At 67.3% G+C, this 22,631-nt stretch carries 18 protein-coding genes and 1 tRNA gene; 8 read left to right on the forward strand and 11 right to left on the reverse strand.

Annotation, left to right across the window (positions count from 1 at the left end; translation table 11 throughout):
* Nucleotide 1: 1 nt before the first annotated feature.
* Genes rpoA2 through MXA07_RS16560 form a run of 5 tightly spaced genes read right to left on the reverse strand, consistent with a single transcriptional unit; the run spans nt 2 to nt 7,791 of the window.
* Nucleotides 2-1,210, reverse strand: a complete 1,209-nt coding sequence (rpoA2, locus tag MXA07_RS16540) for a DNA-directed RNA polymerase subunit A'' (protein ID WP_247729699.1) — start codon at nt 1,208-1,210, stop codon at nt 2-4.
* Nucleotides 1,203-4,160 carry a DNA-directed RNA polymerase subunit A' gene (locus tag MXA07_RS16545; RefSeq protein WP_247729700.1) on the reverse strand — a complete coding sequence of 986 codons (2,958 nt, stop codon included), beginning with the start codon at nt 4,158-4,160 and terminating at the stop codon, nt 1,203-1,205. The genes rpoA2 and MXA07_RS16545 overlap by 8 nt, the downstream gene beginning before the upstream one ends.
* Nucleotide 4,161: 1 nt before the next feature.
* Nucleotides 4,162-5,994, reverse strand: coding sequence for a DNA-directed RNA polymerase subunit B (gene rpoB / locus MXA07_RS16550; protein ID WP_247729701.1), 1,833 nt, complete (start codon nt 5,992-5,994; stop codon nt 4,162-4,164).
* Between the two features lies 1 nt (nt 5,995).
* Nucleotides 5,996-7,564 carry a DNA-directed RNA polymerase subunit B'' gene (locus MXA07_RS16555; RefSeq protein ID WP_247729702.1) on the reverse strand — a complete coding sequence of 523 codons (1,569 nt, stop codon included), beginning with the start codon at nt 7,562-7,564 and terminating at the stop codon, nt 5,996-5,998.
* Complete coding sequence (locus MXA07_RS16560; protein WP_247729703.1) at nt 7,564-7,791, reverse strand: DNA-directed RNA polymerase subunit H; 228 nt, start codon at nt 7,789-7,791, stop codon at nt 7,564-7,566. Before MXA07_RS16560 ends, MXA07_RS16555 begins: the two co-directional genes overlap by 1 nt.
* A gap of 414 nt (nt 7,792-8,205) precedes the next feature.
* Between MXA07_RS16560 and MXA07_RS16565 the strand changes: the two genes are divergently transcribed.
* From MXA07_RS16565 to MXA07_RS16580, 4 genes are all read left to right on the forward strand, one after another.
* A complete protein-coding gene (locus MXA07_RS16565) occupies nt 8,206-8,496 on the forward strand; it encodes a hypothetical protein (protein WP_247729704.1) in 291 nt (96 codons plus the stop codon).
* A gap of 148 nt (nt 8,497-8,644) precedes the next feature.
* Nucleotides 8,645-8,717, forward strand: a tRNA-Asp gene (locus MXA07_RS16570).
* A gap of 472 nt (nt 8,718-9,189) precedes the next feature.
* The gene (locus MXA07_RS16575; protein ID WP_247729705.1) at nt 9,190-9,597 is read left to right on the forward strand and encodes a group I intron-associated PD-(D/E)XK endonuclease; all 408 of its coding nucleotides are present in this window, start codon (nt 9,190-9,192) and stop codon (nt 9,595-9,597) included.
* A 97-nt stretch (nt 9,598-9,694) separates the two neighbouring features.
* On the forward strand, nt 9,695-10,687 hold the full coding sequence (locus MXA07_RS16580) for a PrsW family intramembrane metalloprotease (RefSeq protein WP_247729706.1): 993 nt from the start codon (nt 9,695-9,697) through the stop codon (nt 10,685-10,687).
* Nucleotides 10,688-10,821: 134 nt separating this feature from the next.
* Here the strand turns inward: MXA07_RS16580 and MXA07_RS16585 are convergent, their stop codons facing one another.
* Together MXA07_RS16585 and MXA07_RS16590 are read right to left on the reverse strand one after the other, a co-directional pair.
* The gene (locus tag MXA07_RS16585) at nt 10,822-11,910 is read right to left on the reverse strand and encodes an AI-2E family transporter (protein WP_247729707.1); all 1,089 of its coding nucleotides are present in this window, start codon (nt 11,908-11,910) and stop codon (nt 10,822-10,824) included.
* Nucleotides 11,911-12,048: 138 nt separating this feature from the next.
* Nucleotides 12,049-12,837 (reverse strand): formate/nitrite transporter family protein, encoded by a 789-nt coding sequence (locus MXA07_RS16590; protein WP_247729708.1) that lies wholly within the window; start codon nt 12,835-12,837, stop codon nt 12,049-12,051.
* A 145-nt stretch (nt 12,838-12,982) separates the two neighbouring features.
* On the opposite strand from MXA07_RS16590, the gene MXA07_RS16595 reads away from it, so the two are divergent.
* From MXA07_RS16595 to MXA07_RS16605, 3 genes are all read left to right on the forward strand, one after another.
* Nucleotides 12,983-13,492 carry a hypothetical protein gene (locus MXA07_RS16595; RefSeq protein WP_247729709.1) on the forward strand — a complete coding sequence of 170 codons (510 nt, stop codon included), beginning with the start codon at nt 12,983-12,985 and terminating at the stop codon, nt 13,490-13,492.
* Between the two features lie 136 nt (nt 13,493-13,628).
* Complete coding sequence (locus MXA07_RS16600; RefSeq protein WP_247729710.1) at nt 13,629-14,567, forward strand: diacylglycerol/lipid kinase family protein; 939 nt, start codon at nt 13,629-13,631, stop codon at nt 14,565-14,567.
* 178 nt (nt 14,568-14,745) lie between these two features.
* Nucleotides 14,746-15,249 (forward strand): hypothetical protein, encoded by a 504-nt coding sequence (locus MXA07_RS16605; protein WP_247729711.1) that lies wholly within the window; start codon nt 14,746-14,748, stop codon nt 15,247-15,249.
* Nucleotides 15,250-15,402: 153 nt separating this feature from the next.
* Here the strand turns inward: MXA07_RS16605 and MXA07_RS16610 are convergent, their stop codons facing one another.
* A complete protein-coding gene (locus MXA07_RS16610) occupies nt 15,403-17,166 on the reverse strand; it encodes a GMC family oxidoreductase (protein ID WP_247729712.1) in 1,764 nt (587 codons plus the stop codon).
* Nucleotides 17,163-18,317 carry a gluconate 2-dehydrogenase subunit 3 family protein gene (locus tag MXA07_RS16615; RefSeq protein ID WP_247729713.1) on the reverse strand — a complete coding sequence of 385 codons (1,155 nt, stop codon included), beginning with the start codon at nt 18,315-18,317 and terminating at the stop codon, nt 17,163-17,165. The genes MXA07_RS16610 and MXA07_RS16615 overlap by 4 nt, the downstream gene beginning before the upstream one ends.
* Before the next feature lie 266 nt (nt 18,318-18,583).
* Between MXA07_RS16615 and MXA07_RS16620 the strand changes: the two genes are divergently transcribed.
* Nucleotides 18,584-20,701 (forward strand): bacterio-opsin activator domain-containing protein, encoded by a 2,118-nt coding sequence (locus MXA07_RS16620; RefSeq protein ID WP_247729714.1) that lies wholly within the window; start codon nt 18,584-18,586, stop codon nt 20,699-20,701.
* Between the two features lie 356 nt (nt 20,702-21,057).
* Here MXA07_RS16620 and MXA07_RS16625 read toward each other — a convergent pair whose 3' ends face one another.
* Together MXA07_RS16625 and MXA07_RS16630 are read right to left on the reverse strand one after the other, a co-directional pair.
* Nucleotides 21,058-21,792, reverse strand: a complete 735-nt coding sequence (locus MXA07_RS16625) for a protein-L-isoaspartate O-methyltransferase family protein (RefSeq protein ID WP_247729715.1) — start codon at nt 21,790-21,792, stop codon at nt 21,058-21,060.
* A gap of 125 nt (nt 21,793-21,917) precedes the next feature.
* Nucleotides 21,918-22,592, reverse strand: coding sequence for a protein-L-isoaspartate(D-aspartate) O-methyltransferase (locus MXA07_RS16630; RefSeq protein ID WP_425492182.1), 675 nt, complete (start codon nt 22,590-22,592; stop codon nt 21,918-21,920).
* Between the last annotated feature and the right edge of the window lie 39 nt (nt 22,593-22,631).

Raw genomic sequence — 22,631 nt, forward strand, 5'->3', positions numbered from 1 at the left:
GTCAGTCGGCCGTCCGGTTCGAACTCGTCGAGCCCATGCGAAGGTCGACGTCGCCGGTGCCGAGCTTGATCGGTTTGCCGACGATGACGTTCTCGGTGACGCCCTGGAGTTTGTCGACCTCGCCGTGGATCGCCGCGTTGAGCAGGTGATTGACCGTCACCTCGAACGCCGCGCGAGCGAGCACGGAGTCCTTCGACCCGGAGATGCCGTGGCGACCGATGGACTCGATCGTCCCCTCGTTGGTCATGATGTCCGCGACCAGCATGAGGTGGCGGACGTTGACGTCGTCCAGCCCCTGCTCGGCCAGCGTGTTGTTCGTCTCCTCGATGATGATCTCGCGGGCGGCCTCGACGCCCAGGTTGCGGTAGATCTCGTGGATGTTGTTACACGTCGTCCGCGAGGCGTCGACGCCCTCGATCTCGAGGACGTCGCCGAACGCGGAGCCCTCGGTGTAGAGGACGAACTCCTCGTCGGCGCCCGACGGCGCGTCCGCCATCTCCTCGCGCCGGATGACGACCCGGGAGACCTCCTCGATGCCCTTGAACGTGATGTCGCGCAGCTCCTCGACCAGCTGGAGCAGGTCGCGGTAGGACGGCTCTTCCGGGCCGAACTCGATCGTCGTCCCGTTCTGGACCGTCTTCACGCCGAGGTGGTCCTGGATGATCTCCGCGACCTCCTCGGCCGTGATCATCCGCTCTTCGAGCGTGTCGGCGTTGAGCGAGATGACGACGCGCATGTCGGCGACGTTCGTCGAGACGTCGCCCAGCGCGAGGATCTTCGTCGCCTCGATCTTCCAGACGACCTCGTGGGCCTTCTCGCGCTCGGTGGCGTACTCCTCCTCCAGGTGGACCGTCATCATCGGCGTGTCCGGCGTCTTCCGCGCGTCGACCAGCTCGATGAGCCGCGGCAGTCCCTGCGTGACGTCGATCTCCGCGACGCCCGCGTAGTGGAACGTGTTCATCGTCAGCTGAGTCCCCGGTTCGCCGATCGACTGGGCCGAGACGGTCCCGACGGGATCCAGCGGATCGACGCGGGTGTCGAGGTAGCGGTTCTCGACCGCTCTCGCGACCTCGTCGGCCTGTTCGACGGTGACGTCGTCGCGCTCGGCCAGCGTCTCGTAGACGCGATCCTTCAGCCGGCGGGGCAGATCGGTGTCCTCCACAACGGCCTCGATATCGTCGTCGAGGCCGAGTTCGGCTGCCTCAGTCATCGGAGCTCACCCCCGCGTCCTCCGCGAGCCGATCGTCGGCGTACTCGGAGAGGTTCGTCGGGCGCGCCTCGGTGCCGAGGAAGCGCTCCTTCTCCTCCTCGTCCGCGAACTCGCTCTCGAGGACGCGCTGGGTGATCCCCTCGACGTCGATGTCGTGGTCGTCGCCGGAGGAGACCTTCACCGGCGAGGTGCCGTCCTCGCCGAACTCGAACTGAACGATGGTGTCCGAGGTGTCCCGGACGGTGCCGTCGTACTGCGCTTCGAGTTCCGAGAGCGCGTTGATGAGCCGGCGCTGCAGGTAGCCGGACTTCGAGGTCCGGACCGCCGTGTCGACCAGGCCCTCGCGGCCGCCCATCGCGTGGAAGAAGAACTCCCGCGGGGTGAGCCCGGCCGTGTAGGAGTTCTCGACGAAGCCGTGGGCGTCCGCCGAGAGGTCGTTCGGCTCGTAGTGACTCAGGGTGCGATCCTCGTAGCCGCGGTTGATCCGCTCGCCGCGGACGACCTGCTGGCCGACCGCGCCGGCCATCTGCGTGAGGTTGAGCATCCCACCGCGGGCCCCGGACTCGGCCATGATGACCGCCGGGTTGTCGCCGGTGAAGTGCTCCTCGGCGATCGTCCCGGCGTTGTCGCGGGCGCGCGAGAGCGTCTGCATGATCTTCATCTCGAGCGTCTCGTCGAGGGTCCGACCCGGCAGGCTCTCGAGTTCGCCGCGCTCGTAGGCCTCGATCAGCTCCTGGACGCGATCGTAGGCGTCGTCGATCGTCTCGGTGATCTGCTCGCGGGCGGCGGGCTCGATCGTCTCGTCGTCGATGCCGATCGAGAACCCGAAGTGCATGATCGTCCGCATCGCGAGCGTCGACAGCTCGTTGATGAAGATCCGCGCGCGAGTATTGCCGTATACCTTCGTGATCGTGTCGACGATCTCGCCGCCGAAGCCGCCGACCTCGTCCTCGGCGATGGTCCCGGAGACGAGCTGGCCGTTCTCGATGACGACGTCGTCGACCGTGCCGGTGAACTCGAGGTTCAGGTCGTCGGGTAGCAGCTCCGAGAAGACGGTGCGACCGGTCCAGTACTCGACGCCGTCCTCGTCGACGCCGTCCGGTTCGGGCAGTTCGTCGACCCGGGTCGCCCGCAGGAGGTCGAGCGCCTGCGTCTCGTTGAAGTGTGGGTTCTCGTGCGTGAGCAGGTAGGTGCCCGAGATGTGGTCCTGGATGGCGCCGATGATGTTGCCCCCGAAGCGCGGACTCAGGATCTGCTCCTGGACGCGCATGAGGACGCGAGCCTCGGCGCGTGCCTCCTCGTTCTGTAAGGCGTGCATGTTCATCTCGTCGCCGTCGAAGTCCGCGTTGTACGGCGGACAGACGACGGTGTTCAGCCGGAACGTCTTGTACGGCATGACCACGACCTCGTGGGCCATGATCGACATCCGGTGCAGCGACGGCTGGCGATTGAAGATGACGATGTCGCCGTCGACCAGGTGGCGGTTGACCTCCCAGCCGGGGCCCACCGTCTGCACGCCCTCGTCCTCGGCCTGGTCGGTCATGCCGGCCAGCGCTTCGGCGTTCTTCTCGGTGACCTTCAGTCGCCGGCCGTCCGGGCGGCGGACGTAGTTCGCGCCGGGATGCTCGTTCGGTCCGTTTGCGACGTACCGGCGCGCTTCCTCGACGTTGCGCTCGGTGACGAGCATCGTCTGGGTCATCTCGGTCGCGACGCGGTCGGGGACGCCGACCTCGTTGAGCGAGAGGGTCGGATCCGGCGAGATGACGGTTCGCGCGGAGAAGTTCACGCGCTTCCCGGACAGGCTCCCCCGGAAGCGGCCCTCCTTGCCCTTCAGACGCTGGCTGAGGGTCTTGAGCGGGCGGCCGGAGCGGTGTCGCGCCGGCGGCGTGCCCGAAATCTCGTTGTCCATGAAGGTGGTGACGTGGTACTGCAGGAGCTCCCAGAGGTCCTCGATGATCAGCTGGGGCGCGCCCGCCTCGCGGTTCTCCATGAAGCGCTGGTTGATGCGGATGATGTCGACCAGCTTGTGCGTGAGGTCGTCCTCGGAGCGCTGGCCGTTGTCGAGCGTGATCGACGGCCGCGCGGTCACCGGCGGCACCGGCAGGACGGTGAGGATCATCCACTCGGGGCGCGAACGCTCCGAGTCGATGCCTAGCACCTCGATGTCCTCGTCCGGGATATTCTCGAACCAGTCGCGGATGTCGCTCGGCATCAGCTTGTTCGTGTCCTCCTCGGTGAGGTCGATGCCGAGCGCCTTCTCGATCGCCTCGCGCTGTTCCTCGCGCGGACGGAACGAGCCCGAGAGGATCTCGTTGATTCGCGTGAGGTCGATCTCGGTCTTCTCGGCGAGTTCGTCCGGCGTCGTGCGCTCGACGCCCGCCTCCTCGTCGCCCTGCATCGCGCCGGCGATGCGCTGGGAGTACTCGCTGGCCAGCACCTCCTGGACCTCGTAGTAGGTCGTCGGCTTCTCGTGGTCGATGTCGTACTGCACCTCGCCGCAGAACGGACAGCGATCCTTCTTTCGCGCCTGCCGGATCGCCGCCTTCGTCACGTCGTTCAGATCGCGACCCAGCTTTCGCGTCTGGTCGATCTGGTCGCGAAACTCGTCGCGCTCGTCCTCCGTGAGAAGCAGGCGCGAACACTCCCGGCAGGTACCCCGAAGCAGCCGGCGGATGAGCTTCGTGAAGCCGACGTGGATCACCGGCGCGGCCAGTTCGATGTGGCCGAAGTGGCCGTTACAGGACCCCGAGTGCTTGCCGCAGGTTTTGCACTCCAGTCCGGGATCGATCACGCCGAGACGCGGGTCCATTAGCCCCATGTCGATGGGGAACCCGTCGTCGTCGTAGGTGTCGGCGGTGATGATCTTCGTCGCGCTCATGTCACGGTACTCCTCGGGCTCCATGAGCCCGAAGTCGATCGATCCGATGTCTTTCGGTGTGCTCTGTCTCATCTTAGACGGCGTCCTCCAGTTCCAGTCGCGGCGCGATTCCCAGGGCCTTCATCTCGTCTAAGAGGAGCTTGAAGGCGTAGCTCATCTCGATTTCGTGGATGTCCGTCTCCTCGCCGCAGTTCGGACAGTAGACGCGGCGCTGGTCGACGTTCTCGACCGCGCTCATCCCGCAGTTACCGCAGACGTGGATGTACTCGCGGTCGGACTCGTCGAGCAGGCGCTCCTTGAGCGTCAGCGCCGCCCCGTGCCCGATGAAGACGTCCCGCTCCATCTCCCCGATGCGGAGCCCGCCCTCGCGGGCGCGTCCCTCGGTCGGCTGTCTCGTCAGCACCTGCACGGGACCGCGCGAGCGGGCGTGCAGCTTGTTCGAGACCATGTGGTAGAGCTTCTGGTAGAAGATCACGCCGACGAAGATTTCGGCCTCGATCTTCTCGCCGGTGACGCCCGAGTACATGACCTCCTTGCCGGCCGAGTCGAAGCCGGCCTCCTCGAGCCCGTCGCGGAGTTCGTCCTCGTCCTCGCCGAGGAACGGCGTCCCGTCGACGCGCCGGCCCTCCATCGAGCCGAGCTTGCCGCCGATCATCTCGAGGATGTGCCCGACGGTCATCCGCGAGGGCAACGCGTGGGGGTTCAGCACGAGGTCGGGGACGACGCCCTCCTCGGTGAAGGGCATGTCCTCCTGAGGCGCGAGGTGGCCGACGACGCCCTTCTGGCCGTGCCGGCTGGCGAACTTGTCGCCGAGTTCGGGGATGCGCTCGTCGCGCACGGAGACCTTCGAGAGCTTCGAGCCGTCCTCGCCCTCCATCAGCGTGACCGTGTCCACGACCCCGCTCTCGCCGGAGCGCATCGTCACCGACGTCTCGCGGCGCTTCTGGGGAGAGAGTCCGCCCATGTCGTCCGGTTCCTCGAGGAATCGCGGCGGACTGGTCTTGCCCAGCAGGACGGAGTTCTCGTCGACGACCGTCTCGGGATTGACCAGGCCGTCCTCGTCCAGGTGCGCGTAGGCCTCCTCGCCGCGGGCCCCGCGGACGTCCTGGGAGGGTATCTCGAAGCGGTCCTCCTGGCCGCCGGGGTAGCGCCGCTCCTCGCCCTCGTAGGTCCGGAAGAAGTGCGAGCGGGCGAGGCCGCGCTCGACGGACGCCTTGTTCATGACCAGCGCGTCCTCGATGTTAAAGCCCTCGTAGCTCATCACGGCCACGACGAAGTTCTGGGCGGCGGGCCGGCGGTCGAAGCCGATCTGCTCGGTGGTCTGGGTCTTGACCATCGAGAGCTGCGGGTAGTGCAGCAGGTGCTGGCGAGTGTCCGGTCGGATCCGGTAGTTCGCGCTCGGCAGCCCCAGCGACTGCTTGACCATCCCCGCCCCCATCGTGATGCGCGGGCTCGCGTTGTGCTCGGGGTATGGGATCATCCCCGCGCCGATCCCGAAGATCAGCTGCGGGTCGATCTCGAGGTGCGTGTGTCGCTCGTTCAGGTCGTCCTCGTCGACGGCGACGTAGATGTCCTCTTCCTCCTCGGCGTCGATGAACTCGATGTAGCCGTGGGCGACCAGGTCCTCGAACTCCAGGTCGCCGTCCTCGAGCGCCTCGATCTCGGACTCGGTGATGCGCGGCTCGCCGTCCTCGACGACGATCAGCGGCCGGCGGGCCCGCCCGGCGTCGGCGTTGACGATCACTTCGCGCGTGCGCTCTTTCACCGAGACGTTGACCATCTCGCTGACGTCGCCGACGCGACGCGCCTCGCGGATCTGTTCGGCCAGTTCGTGCGGGTCCGGGTGGGTGCCCACCAGCGACCCGTTGACGTACACCTTCGCCTCTCGCTGTTGTTGACTCGCCATGTTAGTCGTCCGCCGGTGTTCGGTTGGCGTGCTCGAGCCCGGGGATGCCCTCGACCCCCATCGACGCCAGTTCTCGTTTGAGTGCCTGTTCGTCAGCGACGTTCTGGGAGAGCTCCATCGCCTGCGCGAAGTTCTTCACCAGGCCGCAGTTCGGTCCCTCCGGCGTCTCGGAGGGACAGATGCGACCCCACTGGGTCGCGTGTAAGTCCCGCGCCTCGAAGTGCGGTTGCGAGCGCGACAGCGGCGAACGGAGCCGGCGCAGGTGGCTCAGCACGCCCATGTAGTCCGTTCGGTCGACCAGCTGACTCACGCCGGAGCGGCCGCCGACCCAGTTGCCCGTCGCGATCGGGTGCTCCAGACGCTCGGTCAGGACGTCCGAGCGGACGACCGTGTTGACCGAGAGCTGCCGGTTTCGCATGTTGGCGCGCTCGAGCTGGTACTTCACGTCCCGGGCCAGCTTGTTCAGCGCCGTCCGGAACAGGTCCTTCATCAGGTCGCCCGAGACCTTCAGGCGCTTGTTCGCGTAGTGGTCCTTGTCGTCGGCCTCTCGCCGGCCGAGCGCGAGTTCGAAACACGCCTCGGCCATCCGACAGAGGTAGTGAGCCTTGTTGATGCGGACGTCCTCCTCCTCGACGCCCTCCTCGTGGAGGTGCGGCAGGAGGTAGCGGTCGATGACGTAGTTCGCGCGCTTGAGCTGGTAGTTCTTGCCCTGCCCGGAGGCGACGCGCTTGCCCAGCTCCTCGATGGCCTCCTCCTCGGTCTGGACCTCGGCCTCCTCCAGGTTCTCCAGCATGTACTTGACGATCTCGGGGTCGTTCGAGACCTTGTGGACGATCTCCTCGTCGGACTCGAGCCCGAGCGCCCGGACGAGCGTGACGAAGTTGATCGATCCGGATACCGAGGGGAAGGATACCTCGAGCAGACCGTTTCGGGTACGCTCGCAGAGCACGAGCGCGCGGTAGCCGCGGCGCTGGGAGAAGGTCTTCGCGACCTGGATCTCGTCGCCGTACTTGGTGTCGTACTCGGCGAGGATCTTGTTCGGCGCGAGGTCCTCGCTGGTCATCAGCACGCGCTCGGAGCCGTTCACGATGAAGTAGCCGCCGGGGTCGGCGGGGTCCTCGCCGATCTCGACGAGCTCCTCGTCGGAGAAGCCCGCGATGTTGCACTTCTCGGAGCCGACCATGATCGGCATGCGGCCGATCTTCGTCTCGGTCTGGTCGACGACGCGCTCGTCGCCCTCCTCGCCCTTGACGATCGCCATCTCCATGAAGACGGGCGCGGAGTAGGTGATGTTGCGCAGGCGCGCCTCCTGGGGATAGAGCAGCTCCTCGCTGCCGTCGGCCTCCCGCACGCGCGGGGTCACGACGCGCACGTCGCCCAGCTCGACGAAGACGGGCTCCTCGCCCTCCTTGTCGCCGATGTCCGTGTCGATCGTCTCCTTCTCGTCGACGACCCGCTGCATCCCCCGGTTGAGGAAGGAGTTGAACGAGCGGAAGTGGTGCTCTGCCAGTCGATCCGCCGAGAAGTACTCCCGGGAGATCGTCCGTCGGTCGCTTCGGTCTACACTCATTAGTCTACCACCAGTCGGTACACGACGGCCTGGTCGGTCGTGCGCGAGTCGCGGACGATCTCGATCACGTCGCCGACGTCGGCCGCGTCGGGCAGCGCGGGATCGGATCGTTTGATCTTCGGTAAGTCGGTGCGGTCGATGTCGTATTCGTCCAGCACGTCCTCGACGGCCGATTCGTCGAGGACCGAGTGCTCCGGGACGAGTTCGTGTTGGCTTACGTCTACCATGTGTGGGTCAGGGGCTGGCTGTCAGCTATCGGGAGAGAAGTGGCTGTCACGAGATACTACAGCCAGCTACCGGCCCCGGGCATTTAAGAATTACTAACCGGCCGCGGGCAGCACCGCTCTCCGCTCCGCGCACAGCGGCGGGGAACGCTTGCTCACACCGTCGACTACCGCATAAACCTATAAATCCCTTTGGGAGCCTGTCACCCAACGGACGGAACGGCCTGGCAATTGTCATCCACCGTGGCTTATAGGTGAAGTGATCAGCAGTCACACGCATTCTCACCGCATCAACGACCCTCGACCGGACGAAATCGCGAGCCAGCTCGCAACCGTACGATCACTCATATCTGCTATATCCCCGTTCACGGGAGAACAGGTCGAATATATAGCAGTGGCAATGACCGTCAGACAGCAATGGACGCCAAAGACGATCCGAGTGGAGATATCCGCCTGCAGTTGTCGCCCGGCGAATTTCAACAGGTCGTACAGAGCGCCGTTCAGGCGGCGATTCTCGATATCATGATATTCCTCGCCGGACTGGCCGCCACCTGGATGTTCGTCATCATGGGACTCGGAAATATCGTCGACGGACCGGGATTGCACGGGGACGTGTTCGGGGTCCTGAGCATCGGGTTCGGACTCTTCATCTTCTGGTTGGCCGTGCTCGACGGATCGATCCCACGTCGAATGCCGATCGGTCGGTGATGGACCAGTCCGTTACCGCCGGCGGGTCGAGGATCCCAGCCGCCGCATCGGACGCAGAAACCGCCCGACCGCGTTGCGCGAGTACACCTGCCACACCGCCATCGATTGGAAAGCCTTATACATATCTCCCGGATACGTAGGAGTGCAGGCCCGGGTGGTGTAGTGGCCCATCATACAACCCTGTCACGGTTGTGACGCGGGTTCAAATCCCGCCTCGGGCGCTTCTTCGATTGCTACTCCGTGAGCGACCGGCATAGCCGTGTCGCGAACATCCGAAATCGAAGAGCGGCGGAAACGGGATTTGAGCCCTGTCAGTCGCGCGCAGCGAACGAAGTGAGCGAGCACGTCTGACTTCGGTTCAAATCCCGCCTCGGGCGTCTTCTTCCGCGAACTATCTCGACGAGCACCGCATAGCCTGTGCTCGATATCCGTGAGTGAAACAGACCCTACAAAAGGATTTGAATCAGAGAGAGCGCAGTCTTGCGAACGAAGTGAGCAAGGAAGCGATCGACCGTGGTTCAAATCCCGCCTCGGGCGCTTTCTGCTGCCGCCAAAAACGAGAGAGGAGCATAGCGACGAGCGACTGCGTGGGGAGCAAACGAACCAGGCTCTGAAGGACAGTGTTCACAATATCAGTCGAGGGGCGCCTACCTATTCCGCAGGTTCATATCCGAGAGCGATGCCAGCGCCGACATGGCGAATTCGAAGGACGTCGGTGACGAGACAGAGGCAAAGGTCATCTCCGCGGCGATTTCGGCGGGATACAGTGTCTCGATCCCGTTCGGTGATAACGACAAGTACGATCTGGTGTTAGACGATGGCGACGAACTGCTCCGAGTACAATGTAAGACCGCCTGGGAGAACAAATCGGAGACGATCCGTTTTAATACTCACTCCCAGACCACGAAGGAGGGGGCGTACCACGAGGCGACGTATCAGGACGCCATCGACGCGTTCCTCGTCAGATACCCGCCTGACGAACGGTTTTTCTGGATTGACGCCGCGGACGCGACGACACAGAAGATGGAACTCCGATTCGACGGAACGATCGATCATCCGTCGATCAACTGGGCCGTCGAGTACGAATTGGACTGGGAATAGTATCCATACCCCGGCATGTAGCCGCGCCAGCAGCGTTTCTGTAAGGTGATGCATACCGTGGTCCCCACTTAAGTTCCATTTTCCCGAATACGTACCCATGAGCGCCGACGAGACGGATCCCGTTCAGGATGGTGACACGGAGATGGATCTCTACGGGATCACGACGTGGGAGCGACGGTCGCGGCTCGATACGCTGTCGGTCTGGATCTACTGGCTGGCCGTGCGGTTGGGCCAGGGGCTCGTCGTGGGCCTCGCGCTGGCCACGCTGTTCGCCGTCGGCGGCGTCGGCGCCCTCACGGACCCGGCCATCGGCGCGCTCACGGTCGTCTCCGCGCTGCCGGCGTTCGCGCTCGCGATCTACGTCTGGTACAGCGACGTCACGACCAGCGAACCGGCCTCGCTGCTTTCGATCACGTTCCTGCTCGCCGTCGTGCTGGCCGGCTTCGCGGCGGTCCTTAACGGCCTGCTCCAGCCGCTGTTCGGCGGGCTCGGCGTCGTCGGCGTCGTCCTGTTCTTCTACCTCGTCGTCGGACCGGTCGAGGAGACGATCAAACTGCTCGCGGTGCGACTGTACGCCTACACCGACGATCGGTTCGGCGCGGTCGTCGACGGGGCGGTCTACGGGGCGGTCGCCGGGCTCGGGTTCGCGACGATCGAGAACGCCCTCTACATCGGTCGCGCGGTCGCCGAGGTCGGCGGCGTCCCGCTCGGTCTGGAGCTGATCGGCGTCGGCGGCGACATCACGGCGACGCGGGCGCTGGCGGGTCCGGGTCACGTCGTCTACTCCGCGTTCGCGGGGTACTACCTCGGGCTGGCGAAGTTCAACCCCGGAAAGCGGGGCCCGATCGTCGTCAAGGGAATCCTCGTCGCGGCGCTGATCCACGCGACCTACAACGCGACTGTGACCCTGGGAACGTCGCTGATCCGGTCGGCGACCGGGCTCTCGGAGTTCGCCGCGTTCGTCGCCTTCGTCCTCGGGTACGTGGGCTTCTTCGGTCTCCTCCTCGTTCGGAAATTATCGCGGTATCGGACGGCGTACCGGCGCGCCGACGCGACCGCGTCGAACCCCGTCGACACCGATGCCGAGTGAGCGAGCGGCACTCGGGCGACGGCCCGCGAGCCGATCGACCTCCCCAGCTCTCGAGGTCGCGGGAGCCCGTGCGGCTTCGTTCGGCAGTCCGCGGAGCGCCCGTCGCGACCGTTCCGGAACCGGCCCCGCACCCCTCAGTCGCGGAGGATGGTGCTGGCGAGGTCGGGGAAGACGTCGTGGGCGAAGTGAACAAGCAGGACCACGACGATCGGGCCGAAGAACAGCCCGTACCAGCCGAACGCGAGCGTCCCGAAGAAGTAGCCGAGCAGGACCAGCCCCATGTGAATACCGCTGCGGGCCGAGAGGAACGATCGGGCGAAGAAGTCGGGGATGGTGTCGACGACGGTCGCCGAGACGGCGAAGAACGCGATCGGGTGCCACAGCGGCCGGGGCGTCGCGACCGCGAATCCGAGCATCACCAGGCCGTAGGGAACGTAGACGATCTTCATGCCGACGGCGGGAATCAGCGTGCCGATGCCGATGAGCAGCGCCAGCAGGACGGGCGTGTCGACGACGCTGCCCGTCGCGATCAGGTTCAACCCGTAGTAGGAAACGGCGGCGAACACCGCCGCGACGCCGACGACGGCGAGGTTGCCGACGAATATCACCTCCAGATCGTCGTCGACCGCGTCGAGGAAGGCGAAGATCGACGCGTCGCGGCCGACGCTGCGTTCGAACCAGTGACGAAGTTTCTCGTCGTCCCGGAGCAAGTAGAACAGAACCGTGATCATGAGGAAGAACTTCGCGAGGAGTCCGAGGACGAAGCCGGCGGCCGACGAGAGGCGTTCGAGCGCCGTCGGAAGTCCTTGCCGCAAGACGGCACCGATCGAGCCGTCGGTGTCCTCCGTGAGCGCATCCCGGAGTTCGCCGAAGTCGCCCCGGCGAACCGGCGCGAGGTACGGATCGAGCGCCGATCGCAACGGCTCGAGATCGGTCGCGGCGAGGAACTGGTCGAGTTCCCGAAGCGCCACGAACCCGGCGTAGCAGACGATCGCGAACATGGGGAGGACGACGAGCAGGATCGTCACCGTCGCGGTGACGTTCGGGTGGCCGAGGTGGCGCTCGATCCGCTCGTAGACCGGTCGCGTCGCGTAGTAGAGAAAGATCGCGAAGAGGACGGACCCGACGTACCGGTAGAGGGCGAGACCGACCAGCGCCGCGAGGACGACGCCGAGTGCGATCCAGACGAGTCGAGGATCGGGCCACCCGGAGTCCTGGGGCATACGCGCCGAACCACGTCAGTGACCAAAAGCCCGGGTGGACGTTTCCAGGACGCGATACGGCTCACTCGTCGGGCCATCGGTGAGACGAACCGCCGCATCGGCCCCTCGGCGCGTCGGTCCATCGGAGGGGCCCCGGCATCACTCCTCGGAATCCCGAGCGCCGGTGGCCTGGGCCACGTGACTGAACGTGACGAGTCCGAGTCCGCCGACGAGGTTGCCGGCCGTCGAGACGACCGTGACCGTGGCCAGCGTGGCGAGGCTGACCTCCGCCCCGAACCGCATGCCGAAGAGCACGTGGAGGACGGTGACGATGACGTGATCGAAGGGGCCCAGAGCCAGCAGGAAGCCGACGACGTAGGCCACCCCGAGGCGGCTTCCGGCGCTGTCGACGGCCACGAGCAGGTGCGAGAGCAACGCCACGAGGGTGCCGCCGGCGATGGCGTCGGCGAACATGCTGACGTTCCTGCGGTGGGCGAGGTGGCCGGCGGTCGTTCGCAGCGCCTCCCCCGATCCGGGCGGGAGCGCACCCTCGACGGAGAGCACGAAGACGAAGAGGGCGCCGCCGACGAGGTTGAAGACGAACGTGAGCGTCCACAATCGAAGGAGCGGCCCGACCAGCCACGTCCCCTCGCGCTCGACCGCCGCCGCGACCGGGTCGAAGAAGTTCTCGTTGAACAGTTCCGCGCGGCCGCCGATCAGCAGCACGAGGCCGACGCCGAACGCGAGCGCGCCGGCGACCCTGGCCACCTCGCCGAACTGTGGTTCGACCGCCATGTGGACGATCCCGAGCGCGGCCATCCCGAAGACGATCGTGAAGCCGGCGATGAAGCTCGTCGCCACCAGTTCCAGCAGCGACTGGTCGAGCCGCCGGCTCCCTTCTTCGTTCGCGCGGTGAAAGATCTCGGAGGGGTCCGGTGCTGCGGACACGGGTCACCCCGTCGTTCGGTCCAGCGCCCGGAAAAGCCCCTGCTTGCCATCCGCCGAACGGGCGTCGCGCGTCGGCGGCCGCCGGCGGGCTGTCGGTGCAGGTAGAACGCCTACCGGTCCCCGGGTCGTAGACGGGGCCGTCGACATGGTCAACGCCTTCTGGCTCGATCGCGACCTGGACCGGACGGCGCGGTGGCTCGTCGACCGCCACGTCGGGAGCAGCGTCTTCGAGGGGGCGATGGTGCTCACGACGGCGGTCCAGCTGAACGGCTACCCGCGGTCCGACGCCCTGTACTTCACCCACCCCGACAATCCGTTGACGCGGTGGGCGGCGCGGTCGCGCGCGAACTGGCGATTCCTCCGGGCGTACGTCGAGGCCGCCCACGACGAGTGGCGCTACCGCTGGGACCACGGCCCGGACGAGCGCCACGGCAGCTGGCGGACGGTCCGGTCGCTCGACGACGAGACCGTCGCGTCCCTCGAGTGGCCCGAGGCGGACCGGACCGATCCACCCCAGCTGACCGGCGAGTGGACGGCCGACGACTACGTCGAGGCCTACCGGTACTACTACGCGAACGAGAAGCGCCACCTCTTCCAGTGGGCGAAGGATCGGTCGATGCCCCCGTGGATTCCCGAGTACGCGGTCGACGCGTGACGCCACCGACGACGCGTCGACCGTCGGCCGGGCGACGCGATCGGCGACGTGCCGGACGACGGCGACCGTACCGCGCGAGCCGATACCACCGCCCTCCGGGCAAAGTTACTTGGCCGTCCTCGCGGTCAGATCCCTCGTGTCCCGCGACGTCTCGGGCGGCGGGTCGACGGAGCCGAACGACGCGGCCGCCCGTCGGCGCCTCGTGTTGAACCCGACGAGTGGCGACGGCGCCCACGCGAATCGCGTCAGAGAACTGGCCGACGAGTACGGGTTTTCGGTCGTGGAGACCGAACGAGCCGGCCACGCGAGCGAGCTGGCCGAAACGGCAGCCGCCGACGGCGTCGACCTCCTCGCCGCCTGCGGTGGCGACGGCACGATCCACGAGGTGGTCAGGGGGCTCGTCGCCGCCGACGCGCTCGACGACGTGACGTTCTGCGTGATCCCGGCCGGCACCGCGAACCTCTACGCGTCCGGCCTGGGGATCCGGTCCGTTCGAGAGGGGTTCGCGGCCGCCGAACGGGGCGAGACGCGACGGCTCGACCTCGGGATGGCCGGCGACGAACCGTTCGTGCTGTCGGCGATCGCCGGCCTCCCCGCGGAGGCGAGCGTCGCGACGGGGAGCGAGTTGAAAGCTCGAATCGGGACGTTCGCGTTCGTCATCGAGGGGCTGCGGGCCGCGCGGGAGTTCGACGGGGTGCAGGTTGCGATCGCCGCCGACACCGACGACGGAACGTACGCGTGGCGGGGCGAGGCGCTGTCCGTCCTCGTCGGGGTCCTTCGGGACTTCACCGGCGAGAACGACCCCTCGAACGCCGAAACCGGTCGGTTCGAGGTGACGATCGTCGAGCAGGTCCCGCCCACCGACGCGGTCGCCGAACTCGTCGAGCAGCGGCTCCTGGATCGGGAGACGCCGCACGTGACCACGCTCGAGGCGACCGCCCTCGAAATCGACGCCCGCACCGACGAGCCGGTGGCGTTCAGCCTCGACGGCGAACGTCGCGCCTACGACCACCTCGACATCCGCATCCGGCCGGCCGCACTCCGCGCGTGCGTCGGGACCGACGGCGTCGGCTGAGCGTGGACGCCGACTGAGTGTAGACGCTGGATGAGGGTACTGCGGGGCCGGACGAGGGCACGTCACTCGAGTGAAGACGTCGACTGACGGCGGCGAGACCGTCGAGAGCGCGACCGCCGTCCCCGAGCCTGTGGATGCAGGTGAAACGATGACCCGTCCGCGCCGGGTACTGCAACCGATGAGCGACGAGAACGCAGATCGGGGTGACGGCCGGAACCGCGCCGAGCGGACGCGAGACGACGGGCAGAATCGGCACGGTGATGGCCGAAGCGACGGTCGAAACCGGGCCGAACCGGACCGGGACGACGGTCGCGAATCGCTCGGGTACGACGGGCCGTCGTCCGACCAGCCCACCCGGGGCGACGCGGCGCGCGATGACGACGACCACGATACTGACGAGAAACTCGTCGACACCGAACCCGAGGCGGAGGCGATCGACGAGCCGACCGTCGACAGCGAGCACGCCTCGAGGGAGTCGCGCTGGGGAATCCAGCAAGGGCTTGCGATCGGGATCGTCTCCATCGCCGTCGGCCTGCTGGTGGCCGTCGGCCTCATGCAGGCGACCGGGCTCCTCACCCTCCCGGGCCCGTTCGAGGGCTCCGCGATCGCCAACTGGGCCGTCTTCGTCGCGCTGGCCGTACTGCTCGTCGCCGCGTTCGCGTACAGCCAGCGGGGAACGTGACGTATCGGGGAACGTGACGTCCGCCACCGACCGGCCGATTCGCGCAGCGTCCTCGGTCCAGGGTCGAACCGACCGGACCGAACGGGACGATCGAATCGAGTAGACGGGGAATCGAATTGTACGGGTGCCGGTCGGGAATGGTACGCGCGCCGGTCAGGGGGTCACGAGCTGGCGCGGATCGTCGAGGTACTCGAGAACGCCCTCCGCGGCGCGGAACGCGAGCGCGCCGACGGTGCCGGTCGGGTTGTAGCCGCTGTTGTGCGGGAACGCCGACGCGCCCGGGATGAAGAGGTTCTCGGCCTCCCAGCACTGCAAGTAGTTGTTGACCACCGACGTCTCGGGGTCCGGCCCCATGATGGCGCCGCCGGTGTTGTGCGTCGACTGGTAGGGCGTGATGTCGAAGCTCCCCTCCAGCGCCGTGGTCGCCTCGATCCTGTCGGCGCCCATCTCCTCCATGATCTCCTGGAGGTAGGGACCGATGTACTCGACGAGGTTGCGATCCTGATCGTGCCAGTCGAACGTCATCCGGAGCAGCGGCCGGCCGTACTGATCGGTGTAGTTGGGATCCAGGTCGAGGTAGTTGTCCGCGAACGGCATCACCGATCCCTGGGCGGCGATGCCGAGCGTGCTGTGGTAGTTCTCGATGCTCTGTCGCTTGAACTCCGATCCCCACGACGGCACGTCCGACGGCACCGGGTTGTTCGCGATCGGGCGATCGCCCGTCTGGCTGATCGCGACGTTCCCGCCGTGGATGAAGTCGAGGTCCGAGTGATCGAAGTTGTCGCCGTTGAAGTCGTCGATCGCGGTGCCGAGCGCGCCGGCGCCCATGTAGAGGTTCCAGGCCTCGTCGTCGAAGAAGCCCGTCGCGGCGGCGCCGAAGTTCTGGTAGCAGTAGTTCTTCCCGACGACGCCCTCGCCCGTCTCCGGGTCGTACGGTTCGCCGATGTCCGACAGCAGGAGCAGCCGGACGTTGTTGAGGACGTAGGCGGTGAGCGCGACGACGTCGGCCGGCTGTTCGTAGACCTGATCGGTCCGGCGATCGACGTACCTGACGCCCGAGACGCGCCCCTCGTCCGCGTCGTAGAGCAGTTCGACGACGTCCGCGTGCGTGCGAAGTTCGTAATTACCCGTCTCGCGGGCGGCGGGGAGGACGGTCGTGATGGGCGAGGCTTTGGCGCCCCACTCGCAACCGAACCGCTCGCAGTAGCCGCAGTACTGACACTGGCCCTGCTGGACGCCGTCGGGGTTAGTATACTGCTCCGAGAGGTTGGCCGAGGGCTGCATGAACGGTTCGTAGCCCAGGCTCGACGCCGCCTCGGCGAAGCGCTCGAGCGGCGGCGTTTGCTGCATCGGCGGCAGCGGATACTCGTCCGCTCGCGGTCCCTCGTAGGGATTGCCGCGCCCTTGGATCACACCGCCGATGTTGCCAGCCTCGCCGGAGATGCCCGCGGTGTACTCGAAGGTGTGGTAGTACGGCTCCAGTTCCTCGTAGGTGATCCCCCAGTCCTGGAGGAGCATGTTGTCGGGGATCTTCTCCTCGCCGTACCGGTCGATCGTTTGCGAGCGGATCTGGAAGTCGTAAGGGAGGAAGCGCCAGGTGACGCCGTTCCAGTGGACGCCCGCCCCGCCCTCGCCCGATCCCGGCAGGAAGGCACCGTAGCGCCGCATCGGCAGCGCGACGTCCTCGGGCGCGTTCCGGAAGGTGATCGTCTCCTTCGAGAGGTCCTGCATGAGCTTGTACCGCAGCGCGTAGCCGAGCTCGTCGTGGACGGTGAAGAAGTTCTCCGTCTCGCGCTCGCCACCGCGTTCGAGGCTGAGGACGTCGAAGCCGTTCTGGGCCGCTTCCTTCGCGACGATGCCGCCGGTCCAGCCGGCGCCGATCGTCAGCACGTCGACCGGCTCCTGCTGGACGATCACGATCCATCACCTCCGTCGCCGTCGACGTCGGCCGGTGACGCGTCGGCGGTGGTCGAGTCGTCGGGGCGCCCGGACGGTCCGTCGGTGGCGGCCGAGTCGTCCGGGCCCTCGGTCGACCCGTCGGCGGCGTCCGTTTCGTCGACGGTCGCGGCCGGGCCGTCGGCGTCCCCGCGGGCGGCCGCCTCGTCGACGATCTTCGGGAAATCGGCCTCCGCGGCGTCGTGAACGTGGGCGTGGCCGCCCTCACCCTGGTCGTTCGCCGGCACCTCGTTTTCGTCCCCGATGCCGAGCGAGTCGACGTCGTCGGCCAGTTTTCGGTAATCGCCCTCCTCGAGTTCGATGTACTCGCCCTCTTCGAGCAGGCCCCGGTAGCTCCCGAGCGCGCCCGGCGTTCCCGGGAACCCTTTCAGGCGCCAGCCGACCATCTCGCGGTTGCCCCCGTACATCGGATCCGAGAACATGCCTTCGATGGTGTTCTGGCGAACCAGGCCGAAGAAATCGGGCGCCGTCACGGGGCCGTCCTCGAACGTTCCGATCTCGCCGGCCTCCAGCGCGGCCACCACCTCGTCCTGCTGGTCGTCGTCGAGTCCCGTGAAGGAGGCGACGTCGTAGTTCGACCGGACGTGGCGTTCGATGGCGTCGATCGCCCAGTCGTAGACCTGGTTCGGCGTGAGCGCGTACTGCCAGCCCTGGGTCTGGGCCGGCGTCGTCTCGCCCCACGGAACCTCGGTATCCTGTTCGCCCTCGGTGTCCTCGCCCTCGTCCTGGAAGGGGTCGGTCGGATCGCGTCCGGCGAACGGTCCCTCCATGTACCAGCGTTCGCCCCGGCCCCAGGCGTTGTTGAGCTGCTTGTCGATGAAGTAGACGACGCCGGCTTCGGGCGCGCCGGGGCCGTTCTCGTCCGACGGGAAGATCCGCCCCGTCAGGTCGTGGACGACCCGGGCCTGCTGGATGGTGAAGTACTGCAGCCCCTCGGGTTCGACCTCGACCTCCTGTAACTGCGCCAGCGGAGTGACGTCGAAATCCTCGGCCGTAAACGTCCCCTCCGCCGGCGCGGCGATTCCGAAAACCGCCAGTGCGCCCCCGGCCCGCAGTACGTTTCGCCTCGGTACATCACGCGTGAAGTCGATTCGTGGCTCCTCGCCCGCCATACACGCGTCCCACCGCGGAACGGAAGATAGAGGCCATCCCTGCGAACGCGTGTCACCATTACGGGAGAGCGAACCGAGATCGATCTCAGCCCCGATCGCTGCAGGTTCGCTTGCCCCATCGCCCACCAGGTCGGGCGCTCGGCGACCGGGGGCACCGGTCCGGGGTCAGGGCTAGAATCCTTTCGTGGGTCGCGCCCCCGGAGTGCGTGACCACTAATATATTAGTCATTCCGGCGTGCAGACACTGCGTACGACCGATCGCCAGCATGTCCCAAGCCATCGACGTCCTGCTCGTCGACAACGAGCCCAGTTTCGCCACGCTCGCCGCCGAGATGCTCGTCCGCGCCGACGAGTCCCTCGACGTCACGACGGAGACCAGTCCGTCTGCCGCCCTCGAGGCCGTCCGCGACGACCCGGTCGAGTGCGTCGTCTCCGACTACGACATGCCCCAGATGAACGGGCTCGAGTTGCTCGAAGCCGTTCGCGAGGCCGACGAGAACCTCCCGTTCGTCCTCTTTACGGGGAAGGGATCGGAGGAGATCGCGAGCGAGGCGATCGCCGCGGGCGTGACCGGCTACGTCCAGAAGAAGGCCGGCGCGGAGCAGTACGAACTGCTGGCGAACCAGATCGGCAACGCCGTCGCGCAGTACCGCGCCGAGACGGAGCTACGCGAGAGCGAGAAGCGCTACGAGCGGACGCTGACGGGGCTGCACGAGACCACGCGCGACCTGATGCGCGCCGAGACCAAAGCCGAGATCTACCGCGCGGCGATCGACACGGCCGACGACATCCTCGGCGTGCCGATCGTCGCGACCTACCGGTTCGAACCGGCGGCACACGAACTCGAACACGCCGCCGCGACGGTCGCGACGGCGGAGTCGCTCGATCCCGACCGCAGCTACGCCCGGGGCGAGAGCGCGGCCTGGGAGGCGTTCTCCGCGGGCGAGATGGTCCACGTTCCCGACGTGGCGGCCGAGGGCGATTCGGCGGCGGATCGACGCCGGCGGAGCGAGGTGATCGTCCCCCTCGGCTCGCACGGCATCCTCGTCGCCGGCAGCGAGGCGCGCGACGGCTTCGACGAGACGACGATCGAACTCATCCAGATTCTGGCGGCCAACACCGAAGCGGCCCTCGACCGCGCCGAGCGCGAACAGCTCCTTCGAGAACACGATCGACGGCTCACCCAGCAGAACGAGGAGTTGACCCGGCTCAACCAGACGAACGAGCTCGTCAGGGAGATCACCAGAGGCGTCGCCCAGGCGACGACGCGCACGGAGATCGAGACCACCGTCTGCGACCGACTGGTCGGGGGCGACGGCTACCTCGGGGCCTGGATCGCGCCGGCGGAGGATCCCTCGGCGATCGCCGCACGAAGCGGCATCGACGCGACCTACGCCGAACGGATCGAAGCCGACGGCGCGTCGGCCCCGGAGATCGATCTCGTCGAGCGGACGATCGCCGACGAGCGCGTCGAGGTCGTCCGGAACGTCCACGACGAACCCGCCTGGGACGGGCGGCGGTCGACCGCGCTCACGCACGGCTTTCAGACGGTCGTGGCCGTCCCGCTGCTCGCGCGCGATCGGTGCTACGGCGCCATCGTCGTCCACGCGGTCGCGCCGGACGCGGTGACGGACCGCGAGAAGGAGGTGCTCGCGGAGCTGGGCGAGACGATCGGCCACGCGATCCGGAGCGCGGAGCGAACGCAGGCGATGCTCACCGACGAACGGGTCGAGCTCGACCTCGACTGCACCGACGAGCACGTGCTGTTCAACCAGCTCTCGAGCGCGATCGATCGGCCGCTCTCGCTCGAGGGGATCGTCGAGCGCGACGGGGATCGGCTCGTCTGCTTCGTCCGCGTCGAGACCGGTTCGGACGGCGACGTTCCCGACGTCGCAGCGACGGTACCCGGCGTCGAGCGCTGCTCCGTCGTCTCGGACGGCGACGACTCCCTCCTCCTCGACGTGACGGTCCGGACGACCCCGCTGCTCGAAGCGCTGCGCGAGTTCGATACGCGCCTGCTCGACGCGACCGCCGACGGGACGACCTGTTCGCTCACGGTGCAGCTCCCCCACGGTGTCGACGCCCGGGCGCTCGTCGAGGCCGTCCGCGAGACGTTCCCATCGCTCGAGCTCGCCGCCCGTCGGGAGACGAGCCGGGGCCGACAGTCCGCTCCCTCCGACAACGGGCTCGAGTCTGCGCTGACGGGGAAACAGCTCGAAGCGCTCGAGTCGGCCCACTACAGCGGCTTCTTCGAGTGGCCACGCGAGAGTACCGGCGAGGACCTCGCGGAGACCCTCGGCGTGTCCGCGCCCACGCTCCACTACCACCTCCGAGCGGCCCAGCGAAAACTCGTCGAACTGGCGTTCGACGGCGGTTCTAAGTAATTAGTGTTTATCCGTTGTCATACGCAAAGGAATAGGCATTATTCTTAACCCCCCGGCAGCCATACACATAGTTGGCGCTACGACGGTACTAGTCGCCATCCACCCACCCCACCCCCCAATCCCTTTACGCGGTGGACCCCCCAACATCCCCACTAGCCGACGCGTTTCCCGCCTGTCGAGCCCGAGACCGACGACGAGCTTCGCCCACGGAGACTTCGTCACGAGCCAGTGGTCGTGAAACCGAGCCGTCGAGCCAAGCAAGTCGCCCCGAGACGTCGCAGTCAGTGCGGAGCGATGCCGAGTTCACGGCGACGGGCTCCCACGTCGACGAACCGCAACCGTGAACCCACCGTTCGTCAATCCGACTCCCACTCGATCCAGTCTCGCTCCCAGCCGCGCCTCGCCGCCGCCCGCCGGGCCGCGACTTCCTCGTCCTCTCGCGTCGTTCGGTTGCGTTCGAGCGCGCCCGACTGCTCGCCCGGAACGAGCAGCGGTTCGAACGAGACCGCCTCGCCCTCGACGGGGCCGGACGGGGTCTCGACCACCAGCCGCTGACCACCAGCGCCCCGCGGGTACACGAGTCGACCGTCCGCAGCGAGCTGGCTCCCCAGCGCGTCGGGAACGGAGACGGCCGCGGCCTCGAGCAGAATCCGGTCGAACGGGGCGTACGCCGGCAGGCCGCGAGCGCCGTCGCGCCAGTCGACCAGGACGCCGTCGTAGCCCGCCTCCGAGAGGTTCCGTCGCGCCGCGGCGACCAGCGGCCGGGCGATCTCGACCGCGTGAACGTTCGTCTCGCCGACCAGTTCCGCGAGCACCGCGGCGGTGTACCCGACGCCGGCCCCGACCACGAGGACGGAATCGTCTCGCGCCGGCGCGAGCGCTTCCAGCAACCTGGCGACGTCGCTCGGCGAGAGGATGCGCGTCCCGCGGTGGTCGTACTCGCGATCCGCGTACGGATCGACCGAGTTCGGGAGGAAGACTTCGCGGGGAACCTCCTGCATCGCGATCGCGAGAGTATCGTCCGACAGCACCGCCTTCGACTCGTGCTGGAGCCCCTCGACCATGTCGGCGCGGAGCACCGCGGGATCCATACCTCGCCTATCCAGCGGATCGATAAGAATGGCGCGCTTGCATCGGGTCGGCTGGGGTTCGCCCACCCGCGCCGGCGGGTTTCGACTCCCTATTCAGCGAGTTCAGCGACGGTGCGACCGGCCGCTCACCCCCGGACCTGGACGAATCGAACGGCCCCGTGTTCGCTGCGCTCGACCTCGCCGGACGGCGCCACGTCGAGTCGCACGAGCACCTGCCGCGAGCGACCGATCGGCGCCAGGAGCGTCCCTCTCGGTCGCACCTGCTCGAGGACGGCCTCCGGCGCAGACTCGAACGCACACGTGGCGTAGGCCGCGTCGTAGGGCGCGTTCGCGGGCCAGCCCTCGCGACCGTCGCCGACCCGAACCGAGACCGCCCCGTACCCGAGTCCCGCGAGGCGCTCGCGCGCCCGCTCGGCCAGTTCGTCGCTGTACTCGACCGAAAAGACGTTCTCCGCGCCGACGAGTTCGGCCGTCACGGCCGCGTGGTACCCGCAGCCGGTGCCGATTTCGAGGACGCGATCGCCCCGGTCGAGTCCGAGCCGGTCGCACATGATCGCCACCATGTGCGGCGCGCTGATCGTCTGGTCGTCGGCGATCGGGAGCGGTCGATCGCGATAGGCGCGGTCGCGCCGCTCCGGCGGGACGAACGCGTGTCGCGGCACCGCCTCCACGGCGTCGAGGACCCGTTCGTCGTCGATGCGACTCGAAAGGGTCTCGCGAAGCGCCCGTCGCGCCTCGGCGTAGTCGTCGAGCGCTCCGTCCGCCATCTCGAAATCGTCGGTGTCTGCGTCCTCGCTCATCGACTCACCTCGGTTGGGCCTCGGTTCCGGCCGCCGCGC

Origin of the sequence: Halovivax limisalsi, assembly GCF_023093535.1 — an archaeon.
GTDB lineage: Archaea > Halobacteriota > Halobacteria > Halobacteriales > Natrialbaceae > Halovivax > Halovivax limisalsi.